The sequence below is a fragment of the Pseudoalteromonas umbrosa genome (assembly GCF_030125375.1).
Taxonomy (GTDB): domain Bacteria; phylum Pseudomonadota; class Gammaproteobacteria; order Enterobacterales; family Alteromonadaceae; genus Pseudoalteromonas; species Pseudoalteromonas umbrosa.
In genome coordinates this window covers 22,998-40,836 of sequence record NZ_JASJUU010000022.1, presented here as the reverse complement: position 1 = coordinate 40,836, position 17,839 = coordinate 22,998, and the positions used below count along the sequence as shown (strand labels likewise).

General features: G+C 43.4%; 19 protein-coding genes. 10 read left to right on the top strand and 9 right to left on the bottom strand.

The features are described 5' to 3' along the window. The first annotated feature begins 28 nt into the window (after positions 1 to 28). The 3 genes from cysI to QNM16_RS25080 all read left to right on the top strand — a co-directional run bounded on the left by cysI (position 29) and on the right by QNM16_RS25080 (position 3,218). A complete protein-coding gene (gene cysI / locus QNM16_RS25090; RefSeq protein ID WP_284022947.1) occupies positions 29 to 1,753 on the top strand; it encodes an assimilatory sulfite reductase (NADPH) hemoprotein subunit in 1,725 nt (574 codons plus the stop codon). A gap of 38 nt (positions 1,754 to 1,791) precedes the next feature. Next, positions 1,792 to 2,532, top strand: a complete 741-nt coding sequence (locus tag QNM16_RS25085) for a phosphoadenylyl-sulfate reductase (protein WP_284022946.1) — start codon at positions 1,792 to 1,794, stop codon at positions 2,530 to 2,532. 176 nt (positions 2,533 to 2,708) lie between these two features. Next, positions 2,709 to 3,218: a DUF4124 domain-containing protein gene (locus QNM16_RS25080; RefSeq protein WP_284022945.1), complete on the top strand. Its 510-nt coding sequence runs from the start codon at positions 2,709 to 2,711 to the stop codon at positions 3,216 to 3,218. A 40-nt stretch (positions 3,219 to 3,258) separates the two neighbouring features. Here QNM16_RS25080 and QNM16_RS25075 read toward each other — a convergent pair whose 3' ends face one another. Genes QNM16_RS25075 through QNM16_RS25065 form a run of 3 tightly spaced genes read right to left on the bottom strand, consistent with a single transcriptional unit; the run spans position 3,259 to position 5,230 of the window. After that, a complete protein-coding gene (locus QNM16_RS25075) occupies positions 3,259 to 4,359 on the bottom strand; it encodes an NAD(P)/FAD-dependent oxidoreductase (RefSeq protein WP_284022944.1) in 1,101 nt (366 codons plus the stop codon). 5 nt (positions 4,360 to 4,364) lie between these two features. Next, positions 4,365 to 4,823 carry a PaaI family thioesterase gene (locus QNM16_RS25070; protein WP_284022943.1) on the bottom strand — a complete coding sequence of 153 codons (459 nt, stop codon included), beginning with the start codon at positions 4,821 to 4,823 and terminating at the stop codon, positions 4,365 to 4,367. A 17-nt stretch (positions 4,824 to 4,840) separates the two neighbouring features. Next, positions 4,841 to 5,230, bottom strand: coding sequence for an RNA-binding S4 domain-containing protein (locus tag QNM16_RS25065; RefSeq protein ID WP_284022942.1), 390 nt, complete (start codon positions 5,228 to 5,230; stop codon positions 4,841 to 4,843). A gap of 163 nt (positions 5,231 to 5,393) precedes the next feature. Here QNM16_RS25065 and QNM16_RS25060 point away from each other — a divergent pair, with 163 nt between their 5' ends. Further along, positions 5,394 to 5,666, top strand: a complete 273-nt coding sequence (locus QNM16_RS25060; protein WP_284022941.1) for a hypothetical protein — start codon at positions 5,394 to 5,396, stop codon at positions 5,664 to 5,666. An 81-nt stretch (positions 5,667 to 5,747) separates the two neighbouring features. Here QNM16_RS25060 and QNM16_RS25055 read toward each other — a convergent pair whose 3' ends face one another. Continuing rightward, positions 5,748 to 6,731, bottom strand: coding sequence for an extracellular solute-binding protein (locus QNM16_RS25055; protein ID WP_284022940.1), 984 nt, complete (start codon positions 6,729 to 6,731; stop codon positions 5,748 to 5,750). 51 nt (positions 6,732 to 6,782) lie between these two features. On the opposite strand from QNM16_RS25055, the gene QNM16_RS25050 reads away from it, so the two are divergent. Then, positions 6,783 to 9,506, top strand: coding sequence for a putative bifunctional diguanylate cyclase/phosphodiesterase (locus tag QNM16_RS25050; RefSeq protein WP_284022939.1), 2,724 nt, complete (start codon positions 6,783 to 6,785; stop codon positions 9,504 to 9,506). 87 nt (positions 9,507 to 9,593) lie between these two features. Beyond that, entirely contained in the window at positions 9,594 to 10,415 is an 822-nt protein-coding gene (locus tag QNM16_RS25045) for an arylamine N-acetyltransferase family protein (RefSeq protein ID WP_284022938.1), read from the top strand. Positions 10,416 to 10,440: 25 nt separating this feature from the next. On the opposite strand, the gene QNM16_RS25040 is transcribed toward QNM16_RS25045, so the two are convergent. Next, the gene (locus QNM16_RS25040) at positions 10,441 to 11,103 is read right to left on the bottom strand and encodes a DUF2959 domain-containing protein (RefSeq protein WP_284022937.1); all 663 of its coding nucleotides are present in this window, start codon (positions 11,101 to 11,103) and stop codon (positions 10,441 to 10,443) included. A gap of 87 nt (positions 11,104 to 11,190) precedes the next feature. On the opposite strand from QNM16_RS25040, the gene QNM16_RS25035 reads away from it, so the two are divergent. From QNM16_RS25035 to dtd, 3 genes are read left to right on the top strand one after another with little or no spacing between them, the layout of a single operon-like run. Continuing rightward, positions 11,191 to 12,063, top strand: coding sequence for a virulence factor BrkB family protein (locus QNM16_RS25035; protein WP_284022936.1), 873 nt, complete (start codon positions 11,191 to 11,193; stop codon positions 12,061 to 12,063). Between the two features lie 9 nt (positions 12,064 to 12,072). Beyond that, positions 12,073 to 13,023 (top strand): alpha/beta fold hydrolase, encoded by a 951-nt coding sequence (locus QNM16_RS25030; protein ID WP_284022935.1) that lies wholly within the window; start codon positions 12,073 to 12,075, stop codon positions 13,021 to 13,023. A 1-nt stretch (position 13,024) separates the two neighbouring features. Beyond that, a complete protein-coding gene (gene dtd / locus QNM16_RS25025) occupies positions 13,025 to 13,462 on the top strand; it encodes a D-aminoacyl-tRNA deacylase (protein WP_284022934.1) in 438 nt (145 codons plus the stop codon). Here dtd and QNM16_RS25020 read toward each other — a convergent pair. Then, positions 13,459 to 14,154 carry a spermidine synthase gene (locus QNM16_RS25020; protein WP_284022933.1) on the bottom strand — a complete coding sequence of 232 codons (696 nt, stop codon included), beginning with the start codon at positions 14,152 to 14,154 and terminating at the stop codon, positions 13,459 to 13,461. The genes dtd and QNM16_RS25020 overlap by 4 nt on opposite strands. Before the next feature lie 163 nt (positions 14,155 to 14,317). Between QNM16_RS25020 and QNM16_RS25015 the strand changes: the two genes are divergently transcribed. Beyond that, on the top strand, positions 14,318 to 15,211 hold the full coding sequence (locus QNM16_RS25015) for a bifunctional GNAT family N-acetyltransferase/hotdog fold thioesterase (RefSeq protein WP_284022932.1): 894 nt from the start codon (positions 14,318 to 14,320) through the stop codon (positions 15,209 to 15,211). A gap of 44 nt (positions 15,212 to 15,255) precedes the next feature. On the opposite strand, the gene QNM16_RS25010 is transcribed toward QNM16_RS25015, so the two are convergent. The 3 genes from QNM16_RS25010 to cysC form a co-directional block, all read right to left on the bottom strand. Next, the gene (locus QNM16_RS25010; protein WP_284022931.1) at positions 15,256 to 16,275 is read right to left on the bottom strand and encodes a phospholipase A; all 1,020 of its coding nucleotides are present in this window, start codon (positions 16,273 to 16,275) and stop codon (positions 15,256 to 15,258) included. 174 nt (positions 16,276 to 16,449) lie between these two features. Then, positions 16,450 to 17,220 (bottom strand): 3'(2'),5'-bisphosphate nucleotidase CysQ, encoded by a 771-nt coding sequence (gene cysQ, locus QNM16_RS25005; protein ID WP_284022930.1) that lies wholly within the window; start codon positions 17,218 to 17,220, stop codon positions 16,450 to 16,452. A 12-nt stretch (positions 17,221 to 17,232) separates the two neighbouring features. After that, positions 17,233 to 17,829, bottom strand: a complete 597-nt coding sequence (gene cysC / locus QNM16_RS25000; protein ID WP_063361557.1) for an adenylyl-sulfate kinase — start codon at positions 17,827 to 17,829, stop codon at positions 17,233 to 17,235. Positions 17,830 to 17,839 lie beyond the last annotated feature (10 nt).

Genomic DNA, 17,839 nt, shown 5'->3' with positions numbered 1-17,839 from the left:
CGTCACTGTATAGAATTTAGGAAAAACCATGAGCAATCAAGATTTTAAGCCCAACAGTAAGCACGATCCTGAGGCTAAATTTGCTGACAACGAACGTTTAAAAACAGAAAGTCAGCACTTACGCGGCACCATTGAAACCGATTTAGGCGATCAACTAACTGGCGGCTTTACCAAAGATAACTTCCAGCTGATCCGTTTCCACGGTATGTATCAGCAAGATGACCGTGATATTCGTGCGGAGCGTGCTAAACAAAAGTTAGAGCCGTTGCACAATGTGATGTTACGTGCACGTATGCCAGGTGGAATCATTCAGCCAGATCAGTGGCTAGCTATTGATAAATTTGCTGAAGAGAAAACCTCTTATGGCAGTATTCGTCTGACAACTCGTCAAACTTTCCAGTTTCATGGAGTGTTAAAGCCACATATCAAAGAAATGCACTTAACTTTGCATGATGTGGGTATCGACTCAATTGCAACTGCGGGTGATGTGAACCGTAATGTATTGTGTACAACGAATCCGGTTGAGTCAGAGCTTCACCAAGAAGCGTATGAGTGGGCTGCGAAGATCTCTGAGCACTTACTGCCAAAAACACGTGCTTATTTAGAGATTTGGCTAAATGGCGAGCGTAAAGACTCCACAGATCTTGAGCCAATTTTAGGCTCTACTTATCTACCTCGTAAGTTTAAAACTACGGTAACAATCCCACCAAATAACGAAGTGGATGTGCACGCGAATGACTTGAACTTTGTTGCGATTGCTGAAGAAGGCAAATTAGTTGGCTTCAACGTACTTGTCGGTGGTGGCCTTGCAATGACGCACGGTGATGTGAACACTTACCCGCGTCGTGCTGATGACTTTGGCTTTATTCCACTAGAGCATACGCTAGCAGTGGCAGAGCATGTTGTCAGTGTGCAGCGTGACTGGGGTAACCGCGTAAACCGTAAAAACGCAAAAACCAAATATACACTAGATGCATTCGGTATTGACGCGTTTAAAGAAGAAGTGGAAAAGCGTGCAGGTGTTAAGTTTGCAGAGAGTCGTCCATATGAATTTACTCACCGTGGCGATCGCTTTGGTTGGGTTGAAGGCATCGATGGCAAACACCACCTGACGTTATTCTTACAAAGTGGTCGTATTCTAGATTACCCAGGTCAGCCATTGAAAACAGGTTGTCGCAAGATTGCAGAGATCCACAAAGGTGATTTCCGCATGACTGCAAACCAAAACTTAATCATCGCGGGTGTGGCTGAAGAAGACAAAGCAGAAATTGAAAAAATTGCCCGTGAGCACGGTTTAATTGATGACACGCATACCGAGCAGCGTAAGAGCTCAATGGCGTGTGTAGCACTACCTACTTGTCCACTGGCGATGGCAGAAGCAGAACGTTACTTACCTGAGCTGGTAGAAAAAACAGAAGCGTTATTAGCAAAACACAGCATTCCAAACGATGACATCATCATGCGTGTGGTGGGTTGTCCAAATGGCTGTGGCCGTGCGATGTTGGCGGAAGTGGGCTTTGTTGGTAAAGGTCCAGGTAAATACAATGTTTATCTTGGCGGTAACCGTGAAGGTACGCGTGTTCCTAAGCTTTATCTAGAAAACGTCAGTGAAGATGTTTACCTTCCTGCGCTAGATGAGTTGATAGGTCAGTGGGCTGCTGAGCGTCAAGAGCAAGAGTGCTTTGGTGATTTTGTGATCCGCAAGGGTATTGTTGCGGAAGTTAAAGTTTCAAAAACAGATTTCCACGCTTAATAATAAGGGCCCGATAGGGCCCCATAATAGGACAAGCTATGAGCGAATTTAAGCAAATATTAACCCTAGACAAAGCAACACAGCAGGCATTGCTTGCAGATGCAAATGGCATGCTGGCGCAAAAAAGTGTCGAAGAACGTGTTGCTTGGGCGCTTGAGAATCTGCCTGACACCCATATGCTGTCGTCAAGTTTTGGTATTCAAGCGGCGGTGATGCTGCACCTCGTATCACAGCAAAAAAATGACATTCCTGTGGTCTTAACTGACACCGGTTACCTATTTCCAGAAACCTATCAGTTTGTGGATGAATTGACTGAAAGGCTGAAGTTAAACCTCAAAGTTTATCGCAGCGAATATAGTCCAGCTTGGCAAGAGGCAAAATTTGGTAAGCTGTGGGAGCAAGGTGAAGAAGGCATTAAACAGTATAATACCTTGAATAAGGTTGAACCAATGACACGTGCACTGCAAGAGCTGCAAGTTGGAACTTGGTTTAGTGGTCTGCGTCGTCAGCAATCTTCAACGCGCTCTGATAAGCAGATCCTAGAAATTAGCCGAGGTAGTGTAAAGGTTTACCCGATCATTGACTGGCACAACCGAGATGTTTATCAGTACTTAACTAAGCATGACTTGCCTTATCACCCGCTTTGGGAGCAAGGGTATGTGTCTATGGGTGATGTGCATACGACTCGTAAATTAGAGCCAGGTATGACTGAAGAGGAAACTCGCTTTTTTGGTCTTAATCGTGAATGTGGTTTACACATTGATGGAGATGGCATCTAAATGTTTTATGAGCCGCGATAAAAGTCGCGGCTTTTTTTGGCTTTTCAAAACAACGCAATTCTACCTGTCATTTCAAACTCATTTCCTATTGATAATTTTTTGCCCAATTGTCAAACTGTGCGCAATACCAAGCTATACTTTACAAGTGTGGCCTCAAGTGAAAAAGGAGTGCCGAAATGAAATCCGCGAGTTATATGTTAATTATGATGATGTTAGTTGGATTAGCGTCGTTATTTATCATCAAACGTCCTGACGGTAAGCCCTATCTCAGCATTGATATGATTTTTGGCAAAGCTCAACAAGAAGCAAATGCGTTGTTTGACAAGTCGAAGCGTGAGCTTAATGATGCGGTTAATAGCGCGAAAGGAATGCTGGATGGCGAAGCACCTAAAGCGTCACAAGCGACCATTTATAAATGGCAAGATGCCAAGGGAAACTGGCACTATTCAGATAGACCAAACACCCGTGTTAATAGCCAAGTACATACTTTGGACCCGACGAAAATAACCATCATGGCGGCCGAGAATACCGATATTTTGAAGGAAAAAGCACAGAAAGCAGACGGTTTAGAGGGTAAAAACGGTATAAATGGCATGAACCCTAGTGATGTGAAAAAGCTGGTGCAAGATGCACAGAATGTGCAAAAGTTAATGGATCAAAGAGCAAAACAGCTTGATGATACATAAAATCGAAATAATAAAAAAGGCGACATAGATGTCGCCTTTTTTATTCAGCAATGAGTTGTTCTGTGACAGTCTGAGCAATGGAGAGGCTGGCTGTTAACCCAGGTGACTCAATTCCATATAAATTAATGAGACCGGCAATGTTATGGACACTTTGATTTTCAATTATAAAATCCTGGGGACCTGCAGTTTGTAATTTAGGTCTTATTCCCGCGTAATCAATTTGCAATTTACTCTTCTCAACCTGTGGCCAGTAGCGTTGTATGGCTTGATAAAACTTATCTAACGCGCTGCTATCTGTTGCGTAATCAATCGAGTCGATAAATTGAGTATCTGGGCCAAAACGCAATTGACCTGCCAGATCGACAGTAGCATGTATACCGAGCCCATGCTGCTCTGGCACAGGATAAATCAGGTGCTTAAAAGGATGCGCCCCTTGATAGCTAAAATACTGTCCGCGACAATAGTGAATTGGCGGTATATTTGGGTTGCTTAGCCCTTCAATTTTTGCCGCATTGTGCTGCGCAAACAGCCCGCCCGCGTTTATCAAGTGGGAGCAGCTGAGTGAGAAGGTTTGTCCCTCACAATCTAGTGTTACCAAAAAACCATTTTTTACTGGTGTTGCGCTGATAAATTGAGTATTTGCGACAAAATGTCCCTGCTTTTGCTCAAGTTGGCCTATCAAAGAGAGCATAAACTGATGGCTGTCGATAATACCAGTGGAAGGGGAAAATAGCCCCTCTTTGGCTTTTATCTGCGGTGCTTTTTGTTGCAGCTCTGCTTGGCTTAGCCAGTGTAGGTCATCAACACCATTTTGCTCAGCTTGCAATATGAGCTTTTCTAGTGTCTGTATTTCAGCATCGTTTTGCGCTGTGATGACCTTACCGAGCATTTTGACCGGCACGCCATAGTCTTTACAGTGCTGATAAAGTAGTGCTTTACCTGCGACACAATGGCGCGCTTTTGCACTGTCGGCGGGGTAATAAATACCGGCATGGATTACTTCACTATTACGGCTGCTGGTATGCTCACCAAAGTGTTTGGCTTGCTCAACCACAAAGACTTCTCTATGTTGGCTAAGCTTGGCTGCAATGGATAGTCCGACGACGCCAGCACCAACGATCAGTGTATCAATATGATCCATGACTTTTAGTTACTCCGTTGTTTTTCGGGTCGCTCGATCACTGCTGCGGTCATACGTGATACACAGCATAGTTCGCCTTTAGCATTCGTTATTTTCACTTCCCATACCGATGTGCGTTTGCCGATATGTAGTGGTTTTGCTACCGCGCGCAGTATGCCGTTTCTAGAGGCTTTTAAATGATTGGCATTGATCTCTTGGCCGACACAGTAAAAGTGCTCAAAATCTACGACAAAGTTTGCCGCATAGCTGGCGACTGTTTCTGCTAAAGCAACATTAGCACCGCCATGCACCATACCGATTGGGTTGTGGTGATGGACGGTTGCAGGCATGGTGGCCACTAAATAGTCATTTCCAATTTCGCTGATTTCGATGCCAAGGGTGGCCATTAATGAGCCTTTACCATGCATGCCTTTATCGAGAGACCGGCAAAGTTCCTTGGTAATGGGTTTAAACCAAATGCTCATTGATTGAGAACTCCTTGTTATCCAAAAGAAATAGGTTTACGGCCTGTCTTACTGTCGACCTGCCCTTGTTTTTTACGCTTTTTATTCCCGCTTTTACTTTTATTAGCTGTGCTTTTTGTGGCGGCTTTAGGCGCTTTAGGTGGTGTAACAGGCTCGGGAGGGCGCGGATTAGGGATTGCATCTTCGGCGAGCGTCAGCATAAAGATCTCACCGTCAAAGTGTAATGTATCCCCAGAATAAATTTTCCTGCGTTTTTGCGTACATAACTCGTTATTTACGGCAATGTAGCCAAGCGTGATCAGTTGCTTGGCTTGTCCGCCAGTTTCTGCGAAATCGAGTACTTTGAGTAAATTGCAAAGCTCGATAGGTTCTTCTTCAAGTTCAATTTCAACGTATTCTTGATTCATATCACAACTCATAATGCGACTTTGCGACAGTATACCGCGCAGTTAAGATGAATGACGAAACTTTTTCGTGATTGTTGTGGTCTTTAATGTAATTGCAGCATTTGGTGTGTATTTTGCTTGCAACTTTGATTGATTCCATTTTGACAACACAGGGAGATCAACCATGGGTATTCGCTCTAAACTAAAAAAAGAGCTAATGAATTTGGATGCACTGGGCTTAATGACCGCTGATGACGTGCGTGCTTACCTAAATGTTCACCTTAAGATTGCGCGTGATAAACTCTCGCTGATCTCACGTTTCAATACGCATCACAGCCAAGTCCAAGCTGGTTTGCCGAGCACTGAAAAGGCGTTGAAATTTGAACGTCATAGATTATTTAAGGATGTGCTTTATCCAAGAAAGGCGGTGCAAAAGTGGCTTGCGCAAGCAAGTTAGCATGCGGATTAGTATTACTTCGAGGTGCACCAAGTTAGGTCATAGGGTGCACTTGTTTGTGTCGAATATCACAACATAGCTTCAAACGGCGGGGACTTTATTCGCTTTTTCAGTGTACTCTAAACTTAAGTTAATGTTTTTTAATGCCGGCTTGAAGGGCAGTTGATAGCCTTCGATGGCAACTACAGGAAATTCATTCAGCAGCTGTGCATACATTTTTTGCGTTTTTGGGAGGAGTAAAAAGTCGATAAATGCCAATGCATTCTCTTTGTTTGGGGCATGTTTCGCGATGGCTGCAGTGGTGGTAGAAACGGGCGTTGTGCCATTTGCCATTTGCAAAAAATGCATTGCAAGTTGCGAAGCGATTTTTACTTCCTGCTTATTATTCGACTGCTTCATCATATGCCAGTAATAATGATTTGCCAGTGCATATTGGCACTGTCCTTTAGCAAGCCCACGTAGCTGATCTCTATCACCACCTGAAGGGCGCTTTGCTAGTAGCTTGTTGGCGTTTTTTATCCACTGGGTATCTTGTTCACGGTTGCCTGATAGCAAACTAGCAAACAAGGTTTTGTTATAGCTATGACGCCAGTCTCTAACACAAAACTTGCCCTGTATTTGCGGCTCACTGAATTGCGCAAAGTAGGTCGGAATAAATGAACTGGATGTGTCATTTTTTCGGGTGAATAGTGCACGAGTTCGCATGGAGAGGCTCACCCAGTGCTGATCTGGGTCTTTAAACACATCAGGCAGAACAGACCAACCTTTTAACTCTGTCATTGGCTGCAATAGCGCGCGATGGGCACTGAGTTGCACCAAATCTGAGCTGAGAATTACATCTGCTCGAGACTGTGCACCGTCGGCTTTTAAACGTGAAAGTAAAAAGTGCGACTTGCCATTGACCAAGTTTACTTTAACCCCACTGTGTTGTTCAAAAGCTTGCAGCATTGGCTTGATAAGTTCGTACTTGCGGAACGAATAGACGTTAAGCTCGTCATCATTGGCTAAAACTTGGGTACTTAGTAGCAAAAACGGGTAAAAACAACAAAGTTTACTTTTAATCATCGCAAATAAGAATTATTATCAAGTGGTGCAATGGTACAGTGTTATGAGCGGATGTCTAGAGTAAAAAAGTGGGAAAAATTCTTTCAATCACCAATTAAGTTTGGCGGTTGGATTTACAGCATATACTTGTTCGTGATCTGCTATATGGCCGTGATTTTCCACGACCATTACACTCAGCGCAGTCACCATCAGCTTGAGCAGCAAGTGGCGCAATATCAATCTAGAATGAGTGAGCAACTGCAGCGTTTTGCTCATTTGTTATATTCGATAGAAGCTTATCTAAGGGCAACGCCAGAGATCACGCCGGAACAGTTTTATCATTTAGCCCAATCTCAATTAGCGGGTTTAGAACTTGAACTGAGTTTGGAATCCTACGCAATTATCGAGCGGGACCAAGTTGCTCAGTTGGAGCAACAATATCGTGAATTGGGCTTTTTCGACTTTACGGTACACTTGCCAAACACGCAAAGCATTCGCTATTTAACCATGGTTAAGACCGCGCCAGTGTCTGAGTTTGGTCATTTGCTAGGAAGTGCTGTAGCGATATCGGATGCGTTATCTGAGCGTCTAAAAAATAGTGAGCTACAAGCGGTGAACTGGCCGATGTCTGATCGTTGGAGCGTTGTTATTGAGCAATTTCACAGTGCCAGTATCGCTAAGGCATTGGGTATAGGCTTTGAGCTCCAACACTTATTGGAAGGCTTATTCAGTCAAGTTTACCAAGACAATGGCCATCAAGTTAGAGTGCTTTCTGGGGATAAATTACTGTTTACATCAGATTGGCAAAGCCATCATCAATTATCCGATAAGCAACCGGGTATCATTGAAAATATGGACTTCTTTGGTCATCAAATTGAAATTCATCTCTATACGCAAGAACAGCTTGAGCCATCATTTTTCAATAATTATTCGCTGATTATTGCCATGGTGGTATTAATTGCAGCAGCACTGGGGTTGATGGTGTTGTTTCAAGTACGTTATTTATCAAGACAGCATCAAACAGTGAATATGCTTGTAGAAGAGCGCACGGCAAGCTTGGCGCAGGCAAACGATCAGTTAAAACATGCCTCTGACAAAAGACTATCTGCACTGCAACAGCAAATTGTTGCTGAGCGCAAATATAAAAGTTTATTTGTTAACAGCAGTGAAGGACTATTTGTCCTAGATAAACATGGTGTGCTGGTTGATGCGAACCCGGCTTTTAAAGCGTTGCTCATCGGTCAAGCGTCGCCATTTAATGGCCTTAAACTCAGTGATTTAATGCTTGATAGTGACTTCGCTGCGACGTGGCGCAAGATGGTCTCAAGGTTTGAGCAGCATGAGGAATTGGAGTGGTTAGCGGGTTCAAACCACTCCAGTGGAGTTTGGTTGCGACAGACTGGCTCATGGATCTGCCACAGTCATGACACCATCTATGAAGGACGTGTGACAGATATTACGCAAATCAAGCTATTTAATGAGCAGCTTAAATACAAGGCCCAACATGATAGCTTAACGGATTTGCTAAATCGGCAGACTTTCTTACAGTTGGTTGAAACCTGCCGAACACGTAACTCAGGTCAATTTATTTTACTTTATATTGACCTTGATCGTTTTAAACTGATCAATGACACATTGGGTCATCTTGCAGGTGATAAGTTGCTGGTTGAATTTGCTACGCGGATGCGTGAACTAGTTGGCAGCTACGCGGATATTGCACGCTTAGGTGGCGATGAATTTGCTATATTGCTGGATGCTAATGCACTACAGGCGCCTTTAGAGTTACTGCTTGAAGATATTTTAGTTGCCGTGCGAGAACCATTTAGTTATCAAGGAAGCAAGCATTCGGTCAGCGGCAGCGTTGGTGTTCGCCGCTTTACGGCACCTTGCCACAATTATGAAGCAGAGAAATTACTGCATGATGCAGATGTAGCAATGTATGAAGCGAAAAAGCGAGGTAAAAATGACTTTCATATCTTTACCTCGGCCATTGCAGATGAAGCTGCTCGCCGTTTATTGATTGAACGCGAATTACAAACGCTGAATATGGACACTGAGCTATCACTGCGATTCCAGCCTATTTATTGTCAACTTGGAAAATCCATCATTGGGTTTGAAGCACTCTTGCGTTGGCATAGTCCAAAGTTGGGCATTGTCAGTCCTGCTGAGTTTATTCCAATCGCTGAAGAGTGTGCGCAAATTGTTAAATTAGGGCATTGGGTTTTTTGGCGTGCCATGCAGTGTGTACAGCGCTTTCCCAATAAACGCATTTTTATGAGTGTGAATGTCTCGCCTTTGCAGTTGCAGCATAAAGGGTTTATGACTTGGTTATTGCAACAATTCAAACAGACAGGGTTAGATCCTACGCAATTTAAAATTGAGCTCACTGAATCGGCTATGATGGCGCAGGAAAATAGCTTGGTTGCGCCACTGCAAAAATTGCATGATGTGGGTTTTGGTATTTATATTGATGATTTTGGCACAGGTTATAGTAGCTTGTCTCGCTTAAATGTATTACCTGTGGATGGCTTGAAAATCGATCGTGCATTCGTTAACGGGATTGAAAATGTAGGTAATCCACGTCAGTTGATAGAGGCTATCTGTGCGATTGCCAACAGTTTTAACTTGACGGTGACTGCAGAAGGGATTGAGCAACCTGCTCAGTTGTCTGTACTGTCCTCTCTTTATTGTCAGCAAATGCAAGGGTATTTGATGAGTAAACCTTTATTAGAGGAAGAGGCTTTGCATTTGCTGTATCTTGATCAGGGTAGAAAAATCACAGAATTTGCCAGTTAACAAGTTGACCTCAACTTCGCTTTAGGTTTTATCTTACTGCGCGAATGATAGCGCTATATAAAATTAAGCAAAATTAAAGGAGGTGTTATGACACCGTCGCAATTGGCACTGTATTTATCTAAGTTAGGGTTAGAAACACCCAAAAATTGTAATTTAGCGTTTGTTGAACAGCTGATAAAGGCCCACCTCGCGCGGTTTAGTTTTAGCAGTATCAATGCAATGCAAGATAAACTATTAAGCTTAGAGTTTGATGTTGTATTTGTTCGTGTGGTTGAAAAAGAGCAGGGCGGTTATTGTTTCGAGCACAATAAAATCGTGATGCTAGCATTGCAATCGTTGGGTTTTGATGTTTCTCCTTTGCTTGCTAGAGTCTTACTAAATGGTAAATGGGACAATCCACGTTCACACCGAGTGACGTTGCTTAAATACAATCACAGCGAATATTTGATAGATGTAGGCTTTGGTAGTAAAACGCCACGTATTTTAATACCCATTGATAATACTACCGATGTATGTGATGAAAATTTTGTTTACCATATTGAGCGCAGTGCACAGCGTGTAGTACTGACGCTCACATCTCCTAAATCAATGCCCTTGTATGATGTTGAATTCTCAGAGACCTTTGAAAGTGATTGCGATGTGGCGCACTTTCATTGTCATCAGCATCCAGACTCACTGTTTGTAAATCACTTAGTATTATCACGGATGACGGAAACAGAGCGCCATACGCTAAATAACCTGTTATATGTATATCGAAATGAAGAGACCGCAGAGGTCCGAGAGACACTGATCAAGGATGCTGTGCAGTTAAAGATAATTGTCAAAGAAGCGTTTTTATTGACTATCTCTGAACATGAGATCAGCTGGGTGCATGATAAGGCGGCTTTAAATATGCCAGAGACGCACTAAGCAGCTGCTTAGTGCGTCTAGGTACTTAGGTTTTGTTCATTTGCTCTATAAAGGCGGTGGAGTCAGCAATTGAGCGGTTCATATCCGTGATAAGGCCCTGAATATCACGTTTTAAATTAGTAAACTCCCCTCTGATTGCCGCAATAGCCTGCGCATTGAGGTTGTGTTTTAGGTATAAAACATTGTCTTTCATGGAGTCGAGCACCGGCTGCATTTTTGACTCGCTCTTACGCATTGAGCGAAGTAGTTTGTCATACTGCTTTTGAGTTTGTCGCAGTTTTTGTTCGCTACTGCGCTTTAACTTTGGATTGCTAAACTGTTCAAGTTCAGTTTCCCACTCTTCGAATAAGGCATCTGCAACAGACTCTACTTTATCAATATTGTCAGTGACAGATTGCGCCGCTTTTTCACTCGCTTCAAAGTCACTATTTAATTGCTCGTAGACACTTTGTAACTCTCCGCCATCAAAATCAATGAGAACGGATAAGCGCTCAAGTGCGTTTTGGAACTCTTGTTGGGAGGTTTGTTGAGATTGTTGAGTATCTTCGACGCGATCGACAAGAATATCACGTTTATGTACACCAACCTGCTCCCACGCAGAATAGTAGGCATTTTGCGCGCTTTTACAGCCACTCAACAAGGCGCAAGCGGCAATTAAAGCATAAATTTTGAGGTATTTTAGGGGCATACTTTATCCTTTTACTTAATAGGGCTACTTTAAATTATGAAGTGGATTGGTAAGATGTGCAAAGCAATCATCAATGTATAAATAATTATGAAACAACATTGGCCACAAATAAAAGCGCAAGCGCGCGCTGCTTTAGATGCGCAGCCCAGTTGGTGGCGGCGCTTTTTCCAGCGCTGTAAAGAAGATCAGCTCACTATTAATGCCGGTTACTTGGCGTATGTCACCTTACTCTCACTGGTGCCACTCATTGCTGTAGGCGTTGCGATTTTCACAGCATTCCCAGGGTTTGAGAATACCCGTTTGGCAATCGAAAACTTTATTTTTACTAATTTTGTCCCGACTTCTACTGACACCATAAAGGCACATATCAGTGCGTTTGCCGGAAATGCAAACCAAATGACCGCAGTGGGGATTAGCTTTTTGGCTGCGGTGGCATTGCTACTGATCCGCAATGTGGACAGTGCGTTAAACCGTATATGGCGCGTTGAGAGTAAACGTCCGTTGATGATTTCATTTGCGATTTATTGGATGGTACTCACGCTTGGGCCTGTATTACTGGGGGCCAGCATCGGTGTCACTTCTTACATTGTGTCTTTGGTATCGTTCGCCGATCAAGGGATCCCAGGATTTAGTGGTTTGCTATTAAAATTACTGCCTTATGTAATTTCAATGGCAGGCTTCATTATGCTCTATACTTTAGTTCCAAATACACGTGTGTCGTTTAAAGCCGCGGTACCGGGCGCATTATTTGCTGCCTTTTTATTTGAGCTGACGAAAAGAGGGTTTGCTATGTATATTAGCCACTTTCCGTCATATGAGGTCATATATGGTGCGCTGGCAACTATTCCTATTTTATTTGTTTGGGTGTATTTATCATGGATGGTGGTGTTATTAGGCGCTGAGTTTACAGCTTGTTTAGCCGAGCATCATGAACAGGAGAGCGACACACCTCAATCATGAGGTAAATCCATGACCCTACTGTATCAGCCAACAGAGCCGCTGCGCAGTTTTCATTTACCGCTTTCTCACGGTCACCAGATGCACGTTGAGGAATATGGTAACGCCGCAGGCGTTCCGTTGTTGGTTTTGCATGGCGGCCCCGGAGCTGGGTTGCATAGGGCAGCTCAAAGCTATTTTAATCCAAAGCGCTATCGAATTATTTTGTATAGTCAAAGGGGATGTGGCAATTCTTCCCCTCAATCACTTGAGCATAACCACACCGCATTACTTGTTGATGATATTGTGACGCTATTGGATTATCTCGACATTCCACGTTGTGTTTTGGCAGGTGGGTCATGGGGGGCGACGTTAGCCTTGTGGTTTGCAATGCAGCATGTTCATCGAGTATCTGGGGTGATCACATGGGCGAGCTTTTTCGCGACCTCATCAGATATGGCTTGGTTATATGGTGACAAAGGCGCGGGGGCTCAGTTTTATCCAGAGCGCTTTTTGCAGTTTTCACAGGGGCTCGTGTCACATAAGCAGGTGTTATCTCATTATCAACAGCAGCTATTTGGTGAAGATGAATTATCACAGCACAAAGCGGCGCAGCTTTGGCATGATTGGGATATGCAATTGAGCGTGGAAACGCAATTGCAGCGGTATCAACTTCCCTCACCGGCACATATTGTCGCCCAAGCTAGATTAATGGTGCATTACATGTCTAATCAATGTTTTTTAGAAGATGAAGCGTTATTTAAGCATGCTCATAATTTAAAATCTCTGCCTATTTGGATGATCCATAGCCGTCATGATTTAGTGTGTCGTTTTGCCATGGCACAAAAATTTGCTGCATCATTAAATACTCGGCTACTTATTTTAGAAGGCGTTGGGCACTGCACGTCAAATCAAGTATATTCTGAGGCTATTCGACGTGCGGCAGATTTACTGCTGTGCAAAATAGATAAAAACAGAGGTTAAAGTGCAAGGATTAATTCAAAGGGTCAAGTTTGCGAAAGTTGAAGTTGATGGAAAAGTTGTTGGAGAAATTCAGCAGGGCATTTTACTTTTACTCGGTGTTGAAAAAGTCGATGAAGAGCAAAGTGCGGATAAATTACTGCACAAAGTTAGTAACTATCGAATTTTCACCGATGATGCCGGTAAAATGAATTTGAGCCTTAAAGACATTGGTGGTGAATTACTTGTTGTCTCACAATTTACGTTAGCCGCAGATACGAAAAAAGGCATGCGACCTAGCTTTTCTTCAGCAGGCACGCCAGAGCAAGCAAAGCGGCTATATGAATACTTTGTTGAACAGGCAAAAGCGCTTGGGATTACGGTTGCAACAGGACAATTTGCTGCGGATATGCAAGTGAGCTTGTGTAACGATGGACCGGTGACATTCAACTTATCGGTTTAGCGCTCAACCACGATAATATGGTTAGCATAGCCTGGCACTTGATGTATATGTGGCTTTTTCCCAAAGTTGATTATAAGCAGATGCTCTAACTGTTTTAATTGTGATTCGTGCTCTGCAATAAAGTTGATAAATAGCACCCCCTGCTCTGCAAGTGTGTTGCGCAGTAGGGTGTAAAATTTATGCTGGTATAAAAATCGTGGCGCATCCAATTCACTGAACAAATCTAAAATAATCCAGTTAAAAGGACGACTATGCTCAAGTTCTAAGACTTTGTAGGCGTCACTGCAATTGACTTCACTTATATGGTCCCCGCCAAAGTAGCGCTTATAGCAGTGTATAATATCGGGGTTGTTCTCTACGGAAATTACCTGACAATCTTGGTGCACGCTATGCAGATAGTCTCGAATAGCACCGGCCCCCAACCCTAATTCAAGTACGCGGTCTGGTGTAGGGTATTTTTGCCATAGGCCATCTAACACTTGCAAATGAGGAAAAAGCAAGTGTTCCGGGTGATTCAGTTCAACGATTGACTGTAACGTATTGTTTATTAATAGCCAACGAAGCGTTTTTTCTTGTCTAACTTGTATGCTCGTTTTCCCGTGCTTATGCCAATATAACAAGTGGCCAAGCTCATGGCTTTGGGCTACAAAATCGTTGCTGACGGTTCCTGATTCAGTCAAAAAATCTTGCATAGTTCCATCAGCATAGACAAGGATTGAGGTAATTCCACTGTGTTTAGATGATTTTACACAATTAGTCGATGATTTTACGTTGAACATTTCCTGTTCAGGATTTTTCTTGTAAGGTAGAACACAAAAATGGCACGCACATGGGTGTGCATAAGAAGGAGTAAATATGTTTCCAGTCATTTCGCCGCAAAGTAGCCAAGATTGGCAAGACTATTATCAATTGCGTTGGCAGGTACTAAGAGCACCTTGGGATCAACCAAGAGGCTCAGAGCAAGACGATTTAGAGCAAGATTCTGAGCACAGGTACATTAAAAATAACGAAGGCGAAGTGCTAGCAGTTGCGCGTTTACACTTTAATAATCACCTTCAGGCACAAGTGCGTTACATGGCCGTGGGTGAAGGGCACCGAGGTCAGCATTTGGGTAGCCGACTGTTACATGAACTAGAAAAGATAGCTTGGACGCAAGATGCGCAGGAATTGGTGCTGTTTGCTAGAGAGCGCGCTTTGGCCTTTTATGAGCGCCATGGCTATAAAGTGGTTGAAAAAGCACACCTTGCTTATGGTGATGTACAGCATTGGAAAATGGTCAAGCAAAAGCCATCAGAGCCAGGTTGGTTCAGACATCCTGATTGGACACAAGTGTTACAAGACACGTGGCGTGAGTCTATTCCAATCAGTGATGCTATGGGCATTAAAGTTGAAAGTTACACCGATTGGCAGTTCTCTACAAAAGCGGATTTGAAAGCCAACTTGAATTTACACAATTCTATGTTTGCAGGTTCAGTTTACAGTATGGCAACTTTGACTGGGTGGGGTGCAACTTATCTGGCGTTAAAAGAGCTTAATCTCGAGGGCGATATCGTTCTTGCGGATGCTGAAATTAAATACCTTAAACCGCTTACGACAGCGCCAGGCGCAACAGTGACTTTGTCTGAATGTAGTGGAGAGTTGATAGAACTTGAGACTGAAGGCAAGGCCAAGTATACAGTGCCAGTTAACGTGTACGATGGTGATGTATTAGTGGCGAAGTTTTGCGGAGTCTTTTTTGTGAAGCGCTAAAAAACCATATCCGGTCAAGCATGTCTTGACCGGATATATGAGGTTTACAGTAAGTCTGTGATGGCGATACCTAGGCCCAATCTTTGAATATGAGCGTTGTAATCGATGAGACTCTCTCCATATCCGTTGAAGTATTGCGCATATCCACGAACGCGCCCTGTGATAGGGAATGACCAATCTAACTGAACAGCACCACGGTTATCACCGCCCGCATTGTTACGCAGCATCATGCCCACTTCATGATCATTGTTAAAGCGATAGGCACCGCTAAGTTCAAAATAGCCCATATATTTATGGATATCAGGGTTATCATCGCCCTTTGCTAAGTTATCTTCTGGTTTTTCATCTTCAGGTAACCTGTACCAAGGTTTGAAGCTAAAAACAAAGCCATCATATTCCCAAATGAAATTAGCATAGATGCGGTTCCATGAACGTGAATTAGGCTGACTTCTACCATTTGACTGGTGCGAGATACCCAGTACAAAAGCCATTTCATCGCCCCATAAGACATTCTCATCATCTAAGAAATTAACCCAGAATATTTCAGGCTCATAGTTGGTCTCTCTAAAAGGAGATGAGATGTCTTTGTTATAGACTTGCCAATATGACTGCAGTGTGACACCCATATAAATGGCCTGATCTTTATCTTCAAAGTTGTGATAAATCGGCAGCTTTAATGAAATTTGATACTTTGCTTCTACGTTATCAAGTGGTTCGCCCTCTTTATTGGTTTTGTCAGCAAAGCCATCAAATGGGCGGTTATTAGGGTTTTTTATGTATGACACCGGCAGAATATAATTTCTATGGTGTGGGGTCAGCACGTTGCGGTTCTCTTCAGTGACTCGCTCTCTGGCCATGCGTTTATCAAGTTGGCTCAGTGCACTCACTTGCTGCTCACAATACTCGCGTACCTCTTTAATTGTACGATTATCATCTCCAGAAATAGTCTGATTTAAAATACACTGATTGAGGGCAGCAACCTCATCTTCTGAGGCACTTGCAGCATGTGCGCTTTGGGCAAAGAGAGCCACAAGCAAGGTAGCTGAGAGCTTAGTAAAGTCCATATTTAATTCCAACAAGAAAGAGAGTTTCCAAACAAAACAGACAGGTTATTCCGTGCGTAATAACCAAGATTCATTGGCCGCTATAGTATAAGTAAGTGGTGTAAAAGCCCAGCATAATCAACACAAAGGTGGTAAAGCGGAAGCAAAGTGCTCATAAAGAGCACTCAAATTAGATTAGGCGTCGAGTCTTGAAACGACAAAGTAAGGATTAAGGTAAGACTCTTTTTGATTATAGGTCAGTGGCGAGCCATCGATTTGGCTAACAGTCGCACCGGCTATGCTTGCCACTGCGTGGCCTGCACCTGTGTCCCATTCGCTGGTTGGGCCAAGGCGTGGATAAATATCTGCTTCGCCTTCAGCCACTAAACACAGCTTAAGAGAACTGCCTTTTGGCACCATTTCCACATCATCAAACTGTGCAAGATAGTCTGCTAATTCAGTTGATGGGTGTGAGCGAGAGCCAACCACTTTGATGGTACCTTGATTTGGCTTCTTAGTTACTTTGAGCTCAATGCGGGCTTCACCGCATTCTCTAAATGCGCCAATGCTTTGTGCAGCTAAGTAACAAATATTTAGTGCTGGGGCAAATACCACCCCCATGGTTGGTTTGCCCTTCTCAATCAGAGCAATGTTTACAGTAAACTCGCCATTCTTTTTGATAAACTCTTTAGTACCATCGATTGGATCAACCAGCCAATAGCGTTGCCAAGTTTGTCGTTCTTGCCAGCTGATATTAGCGCTTTCTTCGCTGAGAACCGGAATGTCAGGCGTCAAGCGCGCCAGACCTGCGGTGATAACTCTGTTAGCAGCCAAGTCAGCTTCAGTCACTGGGCTATCATCGTTTTTAAACTCGATGGCAAAATCTTTGGCATAAATTTGCATAATCTCTTCGCCTGCGAGGCGAGAAAGCTCGACGAGTTCTTCGAGCAGGTCGGTATCATTCATAGGTTATCCTTGCTACTGGATGATGTTTTTATCTTTCAGGTAATCTATCAGTTGCTGGACAGACTGCTCAAGTGAATTCTCACCTGTGTTTAATCTTATCTCAGGGGCAACGGGGGGTTGATAATCAGAATCGATACCTGTGAAGTTTTTAATTTCACCCGCGCGGGCTTTTTTATATAAACCTTTTGGGTCACGTTGTTCACATACTTCCAGCGGCGTATCTAAAAATACTTCGATGAATTCACCGTCTTCAACGAGATTTCTTACCATATCTCGCTCTGCTTGGAACGGCGAAATAAACGCTGTCAGTACGATAAGTCCTGCATCAACCATGAGCTTACTTAGTTCACCCACTCGGCGAATATTCTCGACACGATCTGCATCACTGAAGCCGAGATCTTTACACAGGCCGTGCCTTACATTATCACCATCGAGTAAATACGTATGCACACCACTTTGGTGAAGAGCACTTTCAAGGGCATTGGCCACAGTACTTTTCCCTGAACCAGAAAAGCCAGTGAACCAAAGGATCACAGGTTTATGGCCTTTGAGCTCACTGCGATGTGTTTTTTCAACGGCATAATTATGCCAAACAATATTTTTATCCATGAAGCTATCC

Excerpts from the sequence above, each read along its gene's own strand:
- cysI (WP_284022947.1), top strand. The coding sequence starts at position 29 with ATGAGCAATCAAGATTTTAAGCCCAACAGTAAGCACGATCCTGAGGCT.
- QNM16_RS25085 (WP_284022946.1), top strand. The coding sequence starts at position 1,792 with ATGAGCGAATTTAAGCAAATATTAACCCTAGACAAAGCAACACAGCAG.
- QNM16_RS25080 (WP_284022945.1), top strand. The coding sequence starts at position 2,709 with ATGAAATCCGCGAGTTATATGTTAATTATGATGATGTTAGTTGGATTA.
- QNM16_RS25075 (WP_284022944.1), bottom strand. The coding sequence starts at position 4,359 with ATGGATCATATTGATACACTGATCGTTGGTGCTGGCGTCGTCGGACTA.
- QNM16_RS25070 (WP_284022943.1), bottom strand. The coding sequence starts at position 4,823 with ATGAGCATTTGGTTTAAACCCATTACCAAGGAACTTTGCCGGTCTCTC.
- QNM16_RS25065 (WP_284022942.1), bottom strand. The coding sequence starts at position 5,230 with ATGAATCAAGAATACGTTGAAATTGAACTTGAAGAAGAACCTATCGAG.
- QNM16_RS25060 (WP_284022941.1), top strand. The coding sequence starts at position 5,394 with ATGGGTATTCGCTCTAAACTAAAAAAAGAGCTAATGAATTTGGATGCA.
- QNM16_RS25055 (WP_284022940.1), bottom strand. The coding sequence starts at position 6,731 with ATGATTAAAAGTAAACTTTGTTGTTTTTACCCGTTTTTGCTACTAAGT.
- QNM16_RS25050 (WP_284022939.1), top strand. The coding sequence starts at position 6,783 with ATGTCTAGAGTAAAAAAGTGGGAAAAATTCTTTCAATCACCAATTAAG.
- QNM16_RS25045 (WP_284022938.1), top strand. The coding sequence starts at position 9,594 with ATGACACCGTCGCAATTGGCACTGTATTTATCTAAGTTAGGGTTAGAA.
- QNM16_RS25040 (WP_284022937.1), bottom strand. The coding sequence starts at position 11,103 with ATGCCCCTAAAATACCTCAAAATTTATGCTTTAATTGCCGCTTGCGCC.
- QNM16_RS25035 (WP_284022936.1), top strand. The coding sequence starts at position 11,191 with ATGAAACAACATTGGCCACAAATAAAAGCGCAAGCGCGCGCTGCTTTA.
- QNM16_RS25030 (WP_284022935.1), top strand. The coding sequence starts at position 12,073 with ATGACCCTACTGTATCAGCCAACAGAGCCGCTGCGCAGTTTTCATTTA.
- QNM16_RS25020 (WP_284022933.1), bottom strand. The coding sequence starts at position 14,154 with ATGCAAGATTTTTTGACTGAATCAGGAACCGTCAGCAACGATTTTGTA.
- QNM16_RS25015 (WP_284022932.1), top strand. The coding sequence starts at position 14,318 with ATGTTTCCAGTCATTTCGCCGCAAAGTAGCCAAGATTGGCAAGACTAT.
- QNM16_RS25010 (WP_284022931.1), bottom strand. The coding sequence starts at position 16,275 with ATGGACTTTACTAAGCTCTCAGCTACCTTGCTTGTGGCTCTCTTTGCC.
- cysQ (WP_284022930.1), bottom strand. The coding sequence starts at position 17,220 with ATGAATGATACCGACCTGCTCGAAGAACTCGTCGAGCTTTCTCGCCTC.
- cysC (WP_063361557.1), bottom strand. The coding sequence starts at position 17,829 with ATGGATAAAAATATTGTTTGGCATAATTATGCCGTTGAAAAAACACAT.